This is a genomic window from Paenibacillus sp. SYP-B3998 (assembly GCF_010820665.1).
Lineage (GTDB): Bacteria > Bacillota > Bacilli > Paenibacillales > NBRC-103111 > Paenibacillus_E.
Genome location: NZ_JAAIKC010000004.1, coordinates 85,660 through 101,556, shown reverse-complemented (window position 1 = coordinate 101,556; position 15,897 = coordinate 85,660). Strand labels below are relative to the sequence as shown.

Genomic DNA, 15,897 nt, shown 5'->3' with positions numbered 1-15,897 from the left:
TTGCTAGCCTTCGGAGGGCACTATCGCCCTTCCGGTATAAATAGGTAATTATGGATGACCTGCGCAGCTTCAGCCCGTGTTGCGTTTCCTTTCGGAACGAAGCTGCCTTCCTCCCGGCCGTTCAGTAGACGAAGTGCAGCCGCAGACACCACATACTCTTTCGCCCATTCGCTCACATCGTTCCAATCTGCAAAAGCTGCTTCAGACGACGCTTTGGTTGCATCCTTATGGGTGAAATTCCATGCTCTCATCAGCATGGCAGCCATCTGCTCACGCGTAATGAGCGCGTCCGGCACAAACTCGCGCTCGCTAACGCCCTGCACGATGCCTGCTTGCAGGGCAGCAGCTACCTCTTGTGTATACCAAGCCGTCGTCGGCAAGTCTGTAAAAGCTGACGGCGCTCCCTTTGGCAGCTCCAGACTTCGCGCTAATAATGCGGCGAACTCGGCGCGGGTCACCGGCTTTTCTGGATAGAAGCTCTGCGGGCCGCTGCCAGACACGATTGGTTCCGCCACCATAGAGCTGAACATACGCCTTGCTGCGAGGTCGCCGACGACGTCAGCTGACCAGTGGTTCGCTACATCCGGGTAGCGGATGCTGTAATCGAGCACTACATAGTCGCCGCCACCTGATAAAGTAAATATGGCTTCACTGGCACTTTGCGAACGGTTCGGAGATTGCAATCGCACCGATCCGTCCCCAGTCACGCGATACAAGCCAAGCCGTTTGGCGTGAGCTTGAGGCGGCAGCGGCAAACGCAGCTCAGCGGTCTGTCCTACTGAGGCCGGATCGTTCCATGCCACATGCAGCATATGAGCCAATGGCTCCACGTTCACAGCCGAGTTCTTTTGCAGCTCCGTCAAAACTTCCAGCAAATCGTCATCCCAAGTACGATAAGAGACGACCAAAGATGTCTGATCCTTGCGAGTGCCCGTTGGGCTCGTTCGCTCCATTTGCAGAGAGCGGACAGGGACCGTTAACGTTCCCCAGCCGAACTGAAGCGCAAGCTGGTCTGACCGAAGCTCCGGTATAAGCGCATAGGGCAACTCTACCTGAGACTTCCCTGCCTCCACTTTGACCTGCGATACTCCTTTGTTCCCTGTCACAACGAGATGACTTGGAAGAACGGTCTGAATGAAGGCCGGATCCACGGCTCCCGGCAAGCCAGATGGCCCAGGAGCAGGAATTGGGGAACCAGATGTGCCGCCACTGCTGCTGCCGTTTCCAATGCCACCACCATTGCCATTGCCACCTGAGTTACCCGAATTGTCAGCTGCAAGCACCGTCAATTCGGCGCTAGTCTCCCAACCCTTGTACCAGACGGTAATGGTGCTTTTCCCTGGCTTTAGCGGAGTTAACATGCCTTCCACATCAACCATGGCAACTGCTTGGTAGCTGCTAGTCCACTGCAAATCGTCGACAATTGGTTCCTTCACAGCAGCAGGACCGTATAAGCCAAATACGTTCGCTTTGCCTTGCTGTCCCATCTTGAGCGACTGCACGCCTTCAAGCACAATACCTTGCAGCTTAGGAGCCTCTGGCTGTGGCACAGCACGTACGAGTAGCGTATAGCTGCTGCGAAGCTCACGGTAGGTAGCCTCGATAACTGTCTGTCCAGCTTGCAGCGTCTTTACTTTCCCAGTGCCTGCTTCCAATTCTGCCACACGGGGGTCGGAGGTGGTCAGAATCAGCCCAGGCAGCGGCGCTTTCCCCGGCTCCAGCAGGAAGCTAGAGCTTCCGTCACTATATGCTGCGCTCACCCCAGCTTGAAGAACCTCTCCTTCCGTCGCTCCTCGTAAGCCGCTGAGCTCAATCGACTTCACCGACGGCGGAGCCGATTCGTTCGCTTGAATGAGCAAACGATAGGATGCAGTGAGTGAACCGAGCATCGCCGTGATGACCGTTTCACCCCCAGACAGCGCCGTAATACTACCGTTAACATTCACTCGGGCAACTTCCGGTCTGCTGCTGATAATGATGTATCCTAGTGCCGGCGCAAGGCGACCGTCAGTGTACGTGGCCTCCACCACCGCGGATTGTGTCTCCCCGATTTTCATCGGCTTCAATCCGCCAAGTCGGATTGACTGCACGACGGGTTCCGCTATCGTGAAGGTGCGTTCCTGCGATTTCACTTCGATGCCTGAGTTAGCATTTTTGGCGACAGCGTACCACGTGTACGGCTTATTGGCTTCCCGCAGGCCCCAAACGTACTCAGCCATCCCTGTATTCGGAGCGGCAGGACCTTCTCCAAGCAGTTTCGGCTTGCTGCCCTTCACGCCAATGTAGTCAGTAGCAAGCTCTATCGGCTCTTTGCTAAAATTGAGCGGAATCGTATAATTCTCATGCTTTTGCTGGAAAAACCCGTAGTTGTCGTCCGTAATCGGAGAATACGGCACCATGTACATCAGTTGTTTCTTCAGGTCGAAATACATCATGCGGATATAGCCAGCTCCGCCCAGAGCAGCATCCTGATAGTCATGAAGCAACTCGTATACAATTTTGCCGCCAATACGCTTAACATTGTAGTAGGCAGACTGGTTATGCCCACACAGCACCATGAACACGTTGCTGTTCGGTTGGACGATTTGGTTCATGATCTTTTTACCGCCGTAATCATCCGTTCCATAAGTGCCAGAGTAGAGCAGATACTCGTGGACAGAGAGAATCGCCTTGCGATCCTTGTACTGCTGAAGCACCTGATTGGCCCAGTTGACCGATTCAGTATTCATGCCCTGCCAGCCCATGTACAAGATGATGAAGTCAACGCCTCCTGCGGATATGAGATCATAGTGATTCTTGTTGTTGCTGCTGTATTCACCATTGCTGTTGCTGTATTGACCGTAATACGGCTTATCCCGGAAACGGTTGGCTCCGAAATATTGGGCGTAATAAGGCGTTCCCACATCGTGGTTACCTTCCAGAACGCCATACGGCACGTTCGCTTTCTCAAGAATTTTCATACTGTGATCAGCATTCTTCCACTGTTTCTCGGAGGACGCCGTGTTGACAATATCCCCCGTGTGAATCACATATTTTATTTTTTGTTCCTCTTTGTGATCAGCAATCCACTGTGTCGAGGCATCATAAACCCCTGGGAAAGATTCGGCTTCAAGCTGCGTATCCGTCATCCAAACGAAGGAGAAGTCGTACTCTTCAGGCAAAGGTTTCCGACCCGGCAGCATCGTATCGGGCTGCGTTGCGGCTACGTACAATTTGGCGACTTTCGTTGCCCCGTCCACCATTGTCGCCTTGTTCAGCATCCCTGTGAGCTTGAAATCTCGGTTATCAGAGTTCCCGTTGCGCGTGGCAAGCAGCTCCCATTTGTTGGTGGAGTAATTCAAAGCATAAAGCAGCACTTTGTCCTTAGAATGACCTTCCCATGACACCTCAAGCTCATCCTTGTCTGAAAGGTTCTGATCTATCGTCAGATCGAACCGCTGGTAAGGATAGTTAAGCAATGATTTGCTGCTGTAATAGGTCCCGTCCGCGGAGGTTCCTAGCTGCTCATAGGCGCTTACAGGCAAGGGAGTTTCGGACGTAATCGCCGCATTTGCTGGCGGGTCCATCGAATCCGTTCGCTCATAAGCGATATCGCCGGAAGCTTTCGTTCTGTAATCCTTCACGAACTGCACATTTTTCTCGTAAAAGCTCACGTCCACAGGTGCACCGACCGGAGACTCCGCCTTCACTCGCAGCGGTACGCTGCCGCCCTGCTGGGCGAGCATACCGTCAGCACCCTCTGGCACAACCGATGGGCTCAGCTTGTCGCCATCCACAGTAAAAGTGACACTTCTGCTGTCCGAAACAGATGGGTCCTTAGCGGATACAGCCTCTACGTGCAATTGGTGCGTCCCCTGCTTCAATCCCTTTAATGCCGCTTGAAAGACACTGCTAGCAGCGCTGCCTTCCAGGTTTACCGCTTCCCCGCCATCAAGCCTATAACGGACAACCGCGTGCTCGTTCACCATTGCAACGATGCTAAGATCAGGAGTATTGTAGACCTCCCCGTTCTTCGGCTGCAGCATTGTCACTTGCAGCGCCTTTCTATGCTGACGTTCGCCGAATGAGACGAACGAACTGTTCTTCACCATGCTTTGGTATTCGGCCTGCACCCAAGCGGCGCTGCGCGCTACCTTTGACACTCTCACCTCATCCACACCTCCGCGATACCCACCTCCAGCAGCAGTTGCATCAGAAGCTTTGCTAATCGTGAATGGCGCAGTCGATGTGCCGCTTGTCGTAATGATGGAGCCCGCGCGCGTCTTGGAATCAACCAGCACCCCATCACGGTACATCTTAAGGTTGCCGCCTCCCAACAAAGCTTGATCGTATGTGAGCGTGAAGTATGTCCATTCCGCAGTTGCAGCGCCGCCATCTAGCTCCGCTCCCGCCTGGCTGCCATTCTTACTTGCGTCAGCATCACCCGTAAACAGGTTCGCGCTCCAACGACCTCCTGCTATTTTGAGCATATATGCCTGATTGAGCGCATCTCCACTGCGTTTACGCGAAATAACCGGGTAGTTCAGCGTCGTATACTCAGCCTCGTTGGCGCGAACCCAAGCAGACAGCGTAAACTGCCGTGCGCCGTCACCGATCAGTCCGTTCTTGGCCCGGACATAACCCCGGTGGCTCTCATAATAACGGCCAACCATGTTATAACGCGGGTCCTTGGATTCCAGTGTATACGAAGGCCCGCTAGAGCTTGCGTTTGCTGCCTGACGCAGCCCAGCATTATCATTGGCGGTTGAGTCGAGGTGCTGCTTAACCGCCCCAGGCTGTGTAAAATAGTCCTCGATTCGCTCGCCGAAATGATACACGACCAGAAAGTTTGGATCCCATACCTGTCTGGGCTGTGCATCAGCAAACGAACTGCCGCCGTAATACAGCCATACCTGGTTGGCGCCAGATGCATGGAGAACCGGAATTTTCACCCAGACGATACTCTCCCCTTGCGGGTCCCACTTCTCGATCTCATAAGGGAGACGTGTCGTTTGATCCTCATTATAAAAGGTCAAGTCATTCGCCGCTGTTGCGGCGTAATCGATTGTGGCGGGGTTCAGTCTGACCGGGACTGGAAAATCATTCAGATCATCCTGAGGGCCAGCTCCCCAGCCGCCAGCCAAGTCGAGGAGCATTCTATAGTTACGTTCCGTATCCTTCCATTCTACAGCAGGCGTATTGCTAGCATAGACATCGGACTCTGGCAAGAACAATCCACATTGGCACAATATCGACAACAGCAGCACCATGGCGCAGCAGCGCTTCAAACGCAGTCTATTTCTCACAAGAAGTCTCCTTTGGGATGTTGATGTTATCATTTAGTTCCGACGCTCCTTAACGGCTAGCACACGCTGCATCGCCTGTACGGCTTCCGCACGTGTAGTTGTAGCTTGCGGAGCAAATCGTCCGTAATCTCGGCCCTGCATCAGACCGAGGTGTGCAGCCAGCTGTACCGCTTCCTGCGACCACGAAGCAATCTGTTCCCCGTCTGTAAAGGTTTGCGATTGACCGGATGCAGCTGCATCCGAGACGTGTCCAGATGCTCGAGTCAACAGCACGGCCATCTCTTCGCGACTAATCATCGCGTCAGGATCGAAGCGGTTGCCCTCCTTGCCTTGAATAAGGCCAGAACCCACCGCCGCTTCGATATGCGAAGCATACCAAGCCTGTGCGGGAACATCTTCGAAAACTTTGGGCTTGACTGTTGACGGCTGAATGCCGAGCGACTTGACTGTCAGCGCGATGAATTCTGCGCGACTGATTGGCTGATCGGGGTGGAAATACCCCTCATCTGAGCCTTCTACATGATGCTGTGCGCTCATCGTTTGAATCGTGCGATAGGCCCAATGTTCGGTTGGAACGTCCACATAAGGCTTGCGATACTCAAGCAGCGCATACTTGCCGCTCTCCCGCAGATCAGCACGGATGCCACTTTCTGAAAGCTTGCCTCCGACGTAAGTCATGCTGCCGTCTGCGAACAAGCGGTAGACGCCCAGCAATGCTTTATCAGCTCCACTCGGGAAGGGGAATTCCACTTGCATAGGCTCCGTCCATTGAGCAATGGCTTGAGCGGCCCCTGGATCCTGTTCCACAGCGAGTTGAACATCGTACATCGGTGCTTCGAGATTCAGCTTGACTGGTTGATTCGCCGCTACCTTCTCCCAGGCATCTCGTGCGCTTATAGAAACCGCAGGAAAGGAGATGGATAAGCGACCCTGCGGACTCCCCTGTACAGCGGGATGAACGGCAATCGCTTGGATGAAATCCCCCGATATCTCCAGCTTCACGTTCTTATGTTCTAACCTCAACGTTTCCCTACTTTTCAATTGCATGAGAGGAATTGGGAAGACTACTTTGGATACCTCGTCAGCTAGCAGGACCTTCGCCTGTCCAGTCCCTTCTCTCCAATCGTATGCCCTCAGTTCATAGGAAGATTTGCCGTCAGCTACAAGCTTGCTACTTGAATTGTCGTTGCTGCCTCCGGCTCCCGAACCGCCACCGTTGGCGCCTCCTCCACCCGGCAATAAAGCGCCAGGGGACTTCACTGTAACCACAGCCAGCGCTTCCCGGTCCTGATAAACCGCTTTGACCACGCTCGTTCCTTCTCCCACTGCTGTCATCCGGCCAGTCCCGTCCATACGCAGTACGCTCTTATTCATGACCAGCCACTGGGCTGCATCCGTTACGTCTAGGGAAACAGCGTTCAGCGAAGTCGTATTCTCATAAAACGCTTGAAGAACGAACATCGCCCGTTCCCCCAGCTTTACTTGGGATGGCCCCTTCATAACAAGGGACTTCAGCTTGTGGCCGGAGTCAGGCGCAGCCAGCACTTCCATGGAATAACTGGCATTTGCCGTCTGGTATACGGCCGTGAACGTAACCTTTCCCGGATTATGCGCATATACAGCACCGCTTACTGAATCAATAACCGCTACCTCGGGGTTACTGCTTGTATAGAGGACAGGGCCCGTCAATGGGCGGATCGACTGATCGCTATAAACCGCTTGAATCACGGTGCTTTCATATTGACCTTGCCGTAAAACAGTCGGTCCAGAGAATAGCAACGATGCCAGTGTGCCTGAATTTGGTAATTGCGGCTTGATGATCACCAGTTGATCAGCGCTCAAGCCTTTCCACTCGGCATGAACGTAAGCTTGCCCAGGAACTAGCGCAGTCACCATGCCAAGGCTGTCTACGGCAAGCAACTTATCTTGATACGTCGCGTAGGTGACGCCTGAGCTCAACATCTCCTCCGTTCCATTGCCATACGTTACCTTAGTGACGAATTTAGCTTGTTGTCCGGCCAACATCTCGCTTGGCCCAGAGAGGACAATCGACTGCGCAATCCGATCATTCACGTTGACCGTGATGCCAGCGCTCCATGCGCCATATTGCGCAACCAGTCTGGCCGTTCCCTTAGCCAGCGGTGTAATGCGGCCCGTATCTGAAATCGCAACAATCTCTGGATTCAAGCTTTGATATACGAGTCCTTGCGTAAGCTCCTTTTGCGCGCCGCTTCCATCTAGCGCATACACGATGGCTTGCCCTTGTTTTCCCACTGACCATTGCTCATCGATTCCCCAGCGGATGGAAGAAATTTGCTGCGGCTTATAGGTTGCTGTGTAGGCGTCATACAAAGACGCTACCCCAGCAGCATCTAAAACTTTGCTGAATAGCTGAATAACGCCGATATTACCCTTCATATAATTGTCGGCGGCTCCAGTCGTATCCAGACTTGCGCCAACCGCCAAATCTCCTTCTATGAAGCGTCCGATAGCGCCACTTCTAGAACTTCTCCCTACTTCGGCACCATTGAGATACAGCTTTGCATCCATGCCGTCATAGGTAGCCACAGCATGAACAACCTGTCCCACAGGAAGCGCCGCCCGGCTCTCCACAACCACGAACGATTTAGCTCCGAACACATCCTGAATGTAGAACCATGCTTCCAACTTGCCGGTAACCGGGTTATACTCAAGCGCATAATCGGACTGCTGTTTCTTCCCGATGATCGTCTGAGGGCGGTACTTGTCTTCGAGCAGGAACGATGCAGCGACAGACAAGAAATCGGGGCTTAACTCTGGTTGATGCGGAATTCGCACATAAGCTCCACTGCCATCAAGTGCTAGCGTGTTCTTGCCTAGTTGTGGATTGTATCGCACAACCGCACCTCCCACAGCAGTACCGTGATGCTTCCCAAGGCTGCTGTCCTCTGCCGCAGAACGGGCGAAAAGCAGCTCAAGCAGATCAGGCGCCATTCCAGGCTCTGCTGCAATCATAGAGCCCACATCGGGAAGGGCCAACCATGGCCCATTCACGGACCAGAGCCCGTTACTACTGCCTGCCTCCACCCACAAGCGGTGATTCCCCGGATAAATGCCACTCAAGGTATACGTATTCGTGCTGGCATCAACCGTCGCTAACACCCGACCATTCCAGTAGATCCTGTACTGTGTCACTACAGGGTCACCGGATGGCGACCACGATACCCGATACGTGGAGCGATCCACAGGTTCGACTGTCAGCTTGCTATCGGCGGACCAAATGGGCGCATCAACTTGCTGCATGAGGCCAGTGGCCTTATAGTAGCAGCCGAGCTGCTCGGCCGTCAGGGCTTGGCTGAACAGCTTGGCGTAAGCAATTTTACCCTTGAAAAAACCAGAAACTGCCGACATCGACCCATTCGTAGAGCGGGCGCCGATCAACAGGTCGGTCTTGCCAAGAGACGAATGGTAATCAATAACACCCGGGGACTGCACACGCCCAACTTCCATACCGTTAATGTATAGAACCTGAACCGTTCCGTTAAACGTCACCGCAACATCATAGTAGGCGCTTGACTCAAGTGCTGCACGGGTTTTCACCGTGCGGTAGTTATCCTGCTTGGACGAAGTTACCCCACTCAGGAGAGCATCTGTCCGTCCAAGTGATATGCCGTAGCCGCCCGTGTTTACTTTGGACACGATAGACGGATCTGCGAGCAAGCTCGTCAGGTCGTCGTACGACAGCTTCGTCAATAGTGTCAGTTGTCCTGATGGATTCAGCTCCGCTGCATGGGGAACGCGGATATATTGCGATGTCCCGTTCAGACTCAGCACTTGGCGGCCTAGCGTAGGATCCATGACCAGAACAGGATCACCAACAGCAGCCACGACAGCATTTCTAGGCGAAGCATCCTGCGTCATCGAGCCGCTGAAATCGAGATCAAGCAGATCGGCAATCGGAGCTGGACAAGCCGCAGGCGGCCCACTGCTCTTGTAAGAGGCAGCCAGGCTCGGCTTCGCCCAATACCCCGTTCCATCTCCGGCCTCGACCTCAATCGCATAAGTCGTTCCTGGGCGAAGCGCACGAACGATCAGCTTCTGCTGTCCCGATGTGATGATCGGAAACGGCGTGCCGTTAATGGTCACGCGGTATTGCGTGATTGCTGCTAGACTCGCATCGAACGCGGTAGGCCAAGTCAGTTCCACATCGCCGCCGGAGCCGACAGGCGTCACAGACAGCTTGGCGTCCTCAGGCCAAGTCTGCAGCACCGACGGCACTGTATAGCTGGCCTCAGGACCATTTGACGTGCGGTTACCGATCCGGTCGGAAGCTTCCACGCGGTACACGGACGTATCGCCCGGCGGCATGCTAGCCGCCGAGTAGGACGTGACACTGCTGTCAACCGACGCAAGAAGTACGTTGTCTTTAAAAACGTGATACTGCGTGACGCCGGCGGCATCCGCTGCATTAGGCTGCGGTTTAATACTGTTCCACGCGATACGATAGCCATATAACCCGTACCGTTGCCCGTCCAGCTTCCCACCGACTGGCCAAAGCGGCGCGTCCGAGCTTCTCAGATTCGCTTTAAGTTGATACAACGTTTTCACTTCATTGGCGCTTAGCGCCTTAGTGAAGATACGGAAATCGTCCAGTTTGCCCGTATAAGGCAGATTTTGCTTGCCATCGGCACCTATATTCAAGTTTAGTGCTGTATCGATGCTGCCTGAACCAGCAATCGTAAGCGTTCCTTTCAACGCATTGTCCACGTAGACGCTAGCTTTACTGCTGCGATCGTAGGACACCGCGATATGGTGCCACTGATCATCGCCTACTGTGAAAGTCTTGCTCAAGTCCACACGATTGGCTGACGCGCCTTTGTAGTTCACCGTCAGCTTACTGCGCTCCATCCCGATCTCCCAGCCTGGATTGGCGCCGGAAGCCCAGTCTTTGTTCGCAATGATGGCGGTGTCGTTCATCAGCGAACCGTCTGCCTTCATCCAGAACGAGACGGTGAAGCTCTGACTGCTGCCGAACTTGAACTTCGAAGCGTCGAGCCCGATGTATCCGTTGGCAAGGTCAGCCGCTTGGCCCCCGATCTGGCCTTGCGGGAACGTCAACGGCGCACTTGGCGTTCCGTGATTGCTTTTGCCCGAAGCATCAAGCGCACTTCCTTCAAAAGGCAGGTACAGCATCTGGGCATCAAATATATCCGTGCTGCCAGACTCGGCAGCTAACGCTTGCCGCTGCCCCTGATCGGGCAGCAGCAACATCACAGCTAGCAAAAAACAAAGAAGAGAAGCGGTAGGTAGCAATTTCGCACGAAACATGAACGCGGACCTCCTCGTATTTGGGTTGTTCCTGCTTATCGTCGGTTCTGATAAGATTCCTGATAGACAACTGAGTAACTTCTGGCAGTTGGTTCTGATGCATCTGATCGTTTTTCTGATCTTTGTTCTGATCTTTGTTTATGATCTTTGTCATGATCATTGTTCTGATCTTTGTTCTGATCTTTGTTCTGATCATTATTTCTTCTAGCGCTTCTGCCAAGCTTCCGTCCGTTTCAACACGCGGTGCGCAATCAACTCATAGCCGAGCCGCACCACAATGTTAGCTACCAGGATCAACGTTGACATTGCAGCTGCCGCCGCCACGTCTCCCGCATCATCCATATTGACGATAGAAACCGAGGCTAGCTTGAAATCCGGAGAATACAAAAAGACAACAGCCGAGATCGTGACCATTGCATTGACAAAATAATACGCCGCCATCTCGAAGATCGCTGGCAGCGATACCGGGGCTGATACCCGAAAAAACAACTGGAACACAGATACCCGCATCGATTCGGACACAACTTCATACTCCTTGTCCAGCCGCTTCAGCGATGTTGTCGCTGTAATGAAGGATACAGAGTAAAAGTGTACGACATTAGCCAAAACAACAAGCCAAATCGTCCCGTACATCGCATGCAGCGGATTGTCCGGCCGATTAAAAAAGAAAATATAGCCAAGACCAATCACCATGCCCGGAAGTGCAAGCGGCAGCAAGGAGAGGAAATATCCGAGTTGGCGCAACGTTTTCCATATTCTTATTTTTTCGATCAGATAAGCATGTACAAACGTGAGTCCAGTCCCGATCACTGCCGTTAGGAACGCAACAAGTAAGCTGTTCCAGAACGGCTCTAGTCCCCCCGCAGACACGTCACTGAAATCGTAGTGTTTAAAGGAAAGCTCTAAGCGATAGGGCCATACTTTCACGAGGGAAGCGAACACCACCGTGAGCAGCAGTACCCCAATGATCAGAGCAACAAGCGAACAGTATACCGTGTACAGCGTGTCTCGAATGCGGTTGGGTGCAATTTGGTAAGGAACCGACTTGACCGATACCATCGATTGCTGCTTACGCTCTACGAAACGATCAACGAAGAAGGCAGCTAGTGCAGGCAGCGTGAGTAAAATACCGATTACCGCACCCATTGACATATTTTGCTGGCCGATAACCTGCTTGTAGATGTCGGTGGGCAGCACATTGTACTGACCTCCCACGACCTTGGGCGCTCCAAAGTCTGTAAAGCTCAAAGTAAAGCACACAAATAGAGAACCTATCAAACCGTACTTGGCTTGCGGTAGCGTAATGGTCCAAAACTGCTTCCATTTACCCGCCCCCAGTGTTTGGGCTGCCTCGTACAGACGGTAGTCAACGATAGAGAACGTTACAATAAGAATGAGAAAAGCCTGTGGAAATGTGTAGATAATTTCCGAGATGATAATACCCAAGCTTCCGTACAACGGAATGGGAAAGCCTGGCACAAGGCCGAACAGCCCTGTGGTCACAAGCCCTTGGTTGCCGAACAAGTAGGTCAAGGCAATGCCGTGCATCATCGTCGGAGCGAACAAAGGCAGCAGCGCTATGTACCGGAACCAACGTTTGCCAGACATCCCCGTGCGCGTCAGCGCATAAGCATAGAAAAAAGCAGCTCCCACGGATATGAGCGTCGTCAAAGTAGATACATATAGCGAATGGCTGATCGATTGCGATAACGCTGGTGTGGTCAAATAAGCGGTAAAATAACTGAAACCGACCCATTCATTTTGCTGATTGCGAAATGCCTTCATAAATAACTCGCCCAGTGGACCTACAATAGCGACAAAGAGAACAACGAGCATGAGGATGACGAGCAGCCGAATCAGCCAATCATCCTTGCGGAATTTGCGGCGTATTGCCGATTGGATAGACATGCTAGCACTACTCCTCACTTGTGAGCGGAATGGTTTGCGATTCGCCCGCTCCTTCAAACGAAATCAGGCGCGCCTGTGGCAGAAGGATTGCGATTCTATCTCCTAGCGCCATCTGCCGAAGAACGTAAGCCTCTACTTGTACATCCATGTGTACAGATTGCCCTTCCGCGACATCCGAATGTCCAGGCAGCGTTTCGACCGTAAGACGGTAAAAGGACCCCCGAAATTCGATGTACGTGAGCAGTGCGGGAATCGAGTCTTCTTCATGCGACGCAGCGAGTTTCACATGTTCGGGTCTAATCGCCCATATTCTCTCGTTACCGAGACCTGAACCGCTCTGTTTCTTGATAAAATTCATCGTACCAATGAAATCTGCTACAAATGGCGTTGCGGGACGGTTATAGATGTCCTCCGGCGTGCCGATCTGAATAACCTCCGCATGATTCATCACGATGATTCGGTCAGCCATTGTCAACGCTTCTTCTTGATCATGAGTAACCATGACCGTCGTGATCCCGAGCCTTGCCTGCAGCTCGCAGATTTGCTGCCGCAGGCGATGGCGCACCTTCGCGTCCAGCGCCGACAGCGGCTCGTCCAAGAGCAGAAACTGTGGCGACAGCGCAATCGCTCTTGCCAACGCCACCCGCTGCTGCTGCCCGCCTGAGAGCTGCGCAGGATACCGGTCCCTCACTTGAGCGAGGCCGACCATTTCCAGCATCTCCTCCGCTTTGCAGCGGATATCCTGCCTGCTCATACCCTTGCCTGTCAGCCCATATGCGATATTCTCGGAAGCCGTCAGGTTGGGAAACAGCGCGTAGGATTGAAAAACAACGCCGATATTCCGCTTGGCGGGGGGCAAGGACGTGATGTCCTTACCTCCTGCCAAAATCAAACCGGAATCTGGGGCTTCCAGCCCCGCTATAATACGTAGCAATGTTGTCTTGCCGCATCCGCTCGGACCAAGCAAGCAGACAAATTCGCCCTGCTTGATATGGGCATCGATGCGCTTCAGCGCATGAAACCTTCCAAACGATTTGGTGATGCCCTGAATCGTGATATCATGTTCTGTCATTACGTCATTCCTCTTCGGATCTATTGACTTGTCCGTTTATTTTTTAGCCTCGCTCTTGGTGTTGTAGCGTTTTTGCCATTCGGTTAGAATGCCGTCGCGTTCCTGAGCCATCTTATTCAGGTCGTTCTTAATCAACTGCTTCACGGGGTCCTTCTCGTAGCCGTCAGGAATTTTGCTGTCTCCGCTTTTCACGCTGACAATAGCATAGTTCTTGTTGTACTCTTTCATGGCCTCATCAGAGATTGCCCAATCCAGGAATTCTTTGGCAATCGGCTTGATCGCCTTCTTCTTCATCAAAGCGTTCGCCTCCACATCCCAGCCGGAGCCTTCTTTCGGGAACACCACTTGCACGGGAGCGCCGCCCTTCTTCTCTGTAATGCCGCGGTAGCCGAAGGAAATACCGATCGGGTACTCCCCGGTTCCTGCCAGCTTGGACGGCTTGGAGCCGGATTGGGTATACATCCCGATGTTGTCATGCAGCTTGTCCATGAACTCCCAAGATTTATCTTTACCGTGCAGCTGGATCAGCGCACTAACCGTCAAGAAGCCGGTTCCGGATGCGGCTGGATTCGGCATCGTAATCAGACCCTTGTATTCAGGCTTAGTCAAATCCTCATAGGAAGTAGGAACAGCAAGCTTGCGCTTCTCCATCTCCGTCGTGTTCACGACGAAAGCGGTCTCCCACGCATCGATGCCCACCCAAGTCGGAGGATTCGCTGTATCCTTGAACTCAGCTACGACGCGTTCAGTACCCTTCGGCGCGTAAGGTTCCAGCATCTTGTTCTGGTTCAGCACAAGCAAACTGGTGGCGGCTGTTCCCCATACGACGTCAGCCTGTGGGTTGTCTTTCTCCGCAAGGAGCTTCGCTGTAATGACGCCTGTAGAATCACGTGCGATGTTCACTTTAAGATTAGGATGTGATTGTTTGAACGTTTGCAGATAGGTCTTGATTTGGTCGTCCTCAAGCGCAGTGTAGATCGTGAGTTCATTGTTGTTTACATCCGCTTGCGCTGGAGCTGGCGTACTTGCTGTATCGTTGCCTGTTGTTGTGGTTTTTGCGGTCCCGCATGCTGCAAGCAGTGAAGCCGATAATGTTAGTACTACAGATAATTTCAAAGCCTTCTTCATGTGTTGTCTCCTCTTAGTTCTAATTTTGGCAAACTTGATCTAGTTAACTGTAACGTAGTTTTGTTATCGTATCGTCATTCCCATGTTAATTTTTGTTTAATTTTGTTGTTTATTTTGATTTATTGTTGTTTGTTGTTATTTATACCCATTTTCAGAAGTACTTGTTAAATCGTTACTCTTCGTAGAAAGCAGCTTAAACCAAATACAAAACAATACGTGTACAACGTCCACTTTTGTGCATCAGGCACTTGCAGGCCTGCCCTTTGAGCACACATGGCTGACATCTGCTTGCCAGAACATGAAAAAGATCGCGCTTCTTTGGCCGAGGATGGCTGAAGAAATGCGATCTTTCATATTTGTTGAAACAGGGATTACCTAACAACCTGACAACATCATATATATTGTGTTTTACTGTCTCGCTGCTGCATATTTCTATGGAATCATGGAAAAAGAATGAAATCGATATGGTATGATGAAATTAATTATTTCGACTGATTGAGGTGAACTGTTATGAAAGAACGAAATATACATACGTACGAAGAGGCCGTTCGACTTATTCATGAGGTAGGTATTCTACCTTTAGCTCCCTTAATCCCAGATCACCCGTCACTCTATCAAATCACTCCCGGTGAGTCGTGGTTAACTGGCACTGATTTAGATCCTTGGATGTGGCGGGCACGGTTTCCGAGCGATGGCACGGCAGCCTATGGCAAACTCCTAAAAAAAAAATCGGTTCTCATTTCAAGCGAACTGTTTCCATTTGTCAAAGCCATATTAGGAAACCCACAGCCCGTTGAAGATCGTTACAAGCTCGGTCTTGTTTCAAAAGCTGCTCTAGAGCTTTTCCGGCAAATTAAAGAAGAAGAAGGAATTGAAACAAGGTCGTTAAGATTTAAAACGGGCATGAATGCCAAAGAAATGAAAAAAACCTTTGGACAAGGTTTATTGGAATTACAAGACACGCTGGATATCGTCATTTCCGGTGTCAAAGAAAGCAGAATTTTGTTAGATGAGAAAAGCGCATGGCAAAGCACTTCATTCGAGACAGCGCATCATTGGATGGAGAGCGTTGGATTGCACGAATCTGACATTGATTTGAAGATTGCCAGAAAAGAGTTACAAACTCGATTAAAAAACAGTTGTAGTCCCGATGCGATGAAATTTTTTACTAAACTGTTTCAGTTCGAAGCCTGATCT

7 protein-coding genes are annotated in these 15,897 nt (G+C 51.9%); 2 read left to right on the top strand and 5 right to left on the bottom strand.

Annotated features, from left to right (window positions below; translation table 11 throughout):
- Window positions 1-20: 20 nt before the first annotated feature.
- Together GK047_RS13230 and GK047_RS13225 are read right to left on the bottom strand one after the other, a co-directional pair.
- On the bottom strand, window positions 21-5,285 hold the full coding sequence (locus GK047_RS13230) for a DUF2341 domain-containing protein (RefSeq protein ID WP_163947052.1): 5,265 nt from the start codon (window positions 5,283-5,285) through the stop codon (window positions 21-23).
- Window positions 5,286-5,318: 33 nt separating this feature from the next.
- Window positions 5,319-10,592 (bottom strand): LamG-like jellyroll fold domain-containing protein, encoded by a 5,274-nt coding sequence (locus tag GK047_RS13225; RefSeq protein WP_163947049.1) that lies wholly within the window; start codon window positions 10,590-10,592, stop codon window positions 5,319-5,321.
- Between GK047_RS13225 and GK047_RS13220 the strand changes: the two genes are divergently transcribed.
- Window positions 10,591-10,800: a hypothetical protein gene (locus tag GK047_RS13220; protein ID WP_163947046.1), complete on the top strand. Its 210-nt coding sequence runs from the start codon at window positions 10,591-10,593 to the stop codon at window positions 10,798-10,800. The genes GK047_RS13225 and GK047_RS13220 overlap by 2 nt on opposite strands.
- Here the strand turns inward: GK047_RS13220 and GK047_RS13215 are convergent.
- From GK047_RS13215 to GK047_RS13205, 3 genes are read right to left on the bottom strand one after another with little or no spacing between them, the layout of a single operon-like run.
- On the bottom strand, window positions 10,797-12,500 hold the full coding sequence (locus GK047_RS13215; RefSeq protein WP_163947044.1) for a putative 2-aminoethylphosphonate ABC transporter permease subunit: 1,704 nt from the start codon (window positions 12,498-12,500) through the stop codon (window positions 10,797-10,799). The genes GK047_RS13220 and GK047_RS13215 overlap by 4 nt on opposite strands.
- 7 nt (window positions 12,501-12,507) lie before the next feature.
- Window positions 12,508-13,572, bottom strand: coding sequence for an ABC transporter ATP-binding protein (locus tag GK047_RS13210; protein WP_163947041.1), 1,065 nt, complete (start codon window positions 13,570-13,572; stop codon window positions 12,508-12,510).
- A 36-nt stretch (window positions 13,573-13,608) separates the two neighbouring features.
- Window positions 13,609-14,700 (bottom strand): putative 2-aminoethylphosphonate ABC transporter substrate-binding protein, encoded by a 1,092-nt coding sequence (locus GK047_RS13205; protein ID WP_163947038.1) that lies wholly within the window; start codon window positions 14,698-14,700, stop codon window positions 13,609-13,611.
- Window positions 14,701-15,210: 510 nt separating this feature from the next.
- Here GK047_RS13205 and GK047_RS13200 point away from each other — a divergent pair.
- Entirely contained in the window at window positions 15,211-15,894 is a 684-nt protein-coding gene (locus GK047_RS13200) for an AlkZ-related protein (RefSeq protein ID WP_163947036.1), read from the top strand.
- The last annotated feature ends 3 nt before the right edge of the window (window positions 15,895-15,897 follow it).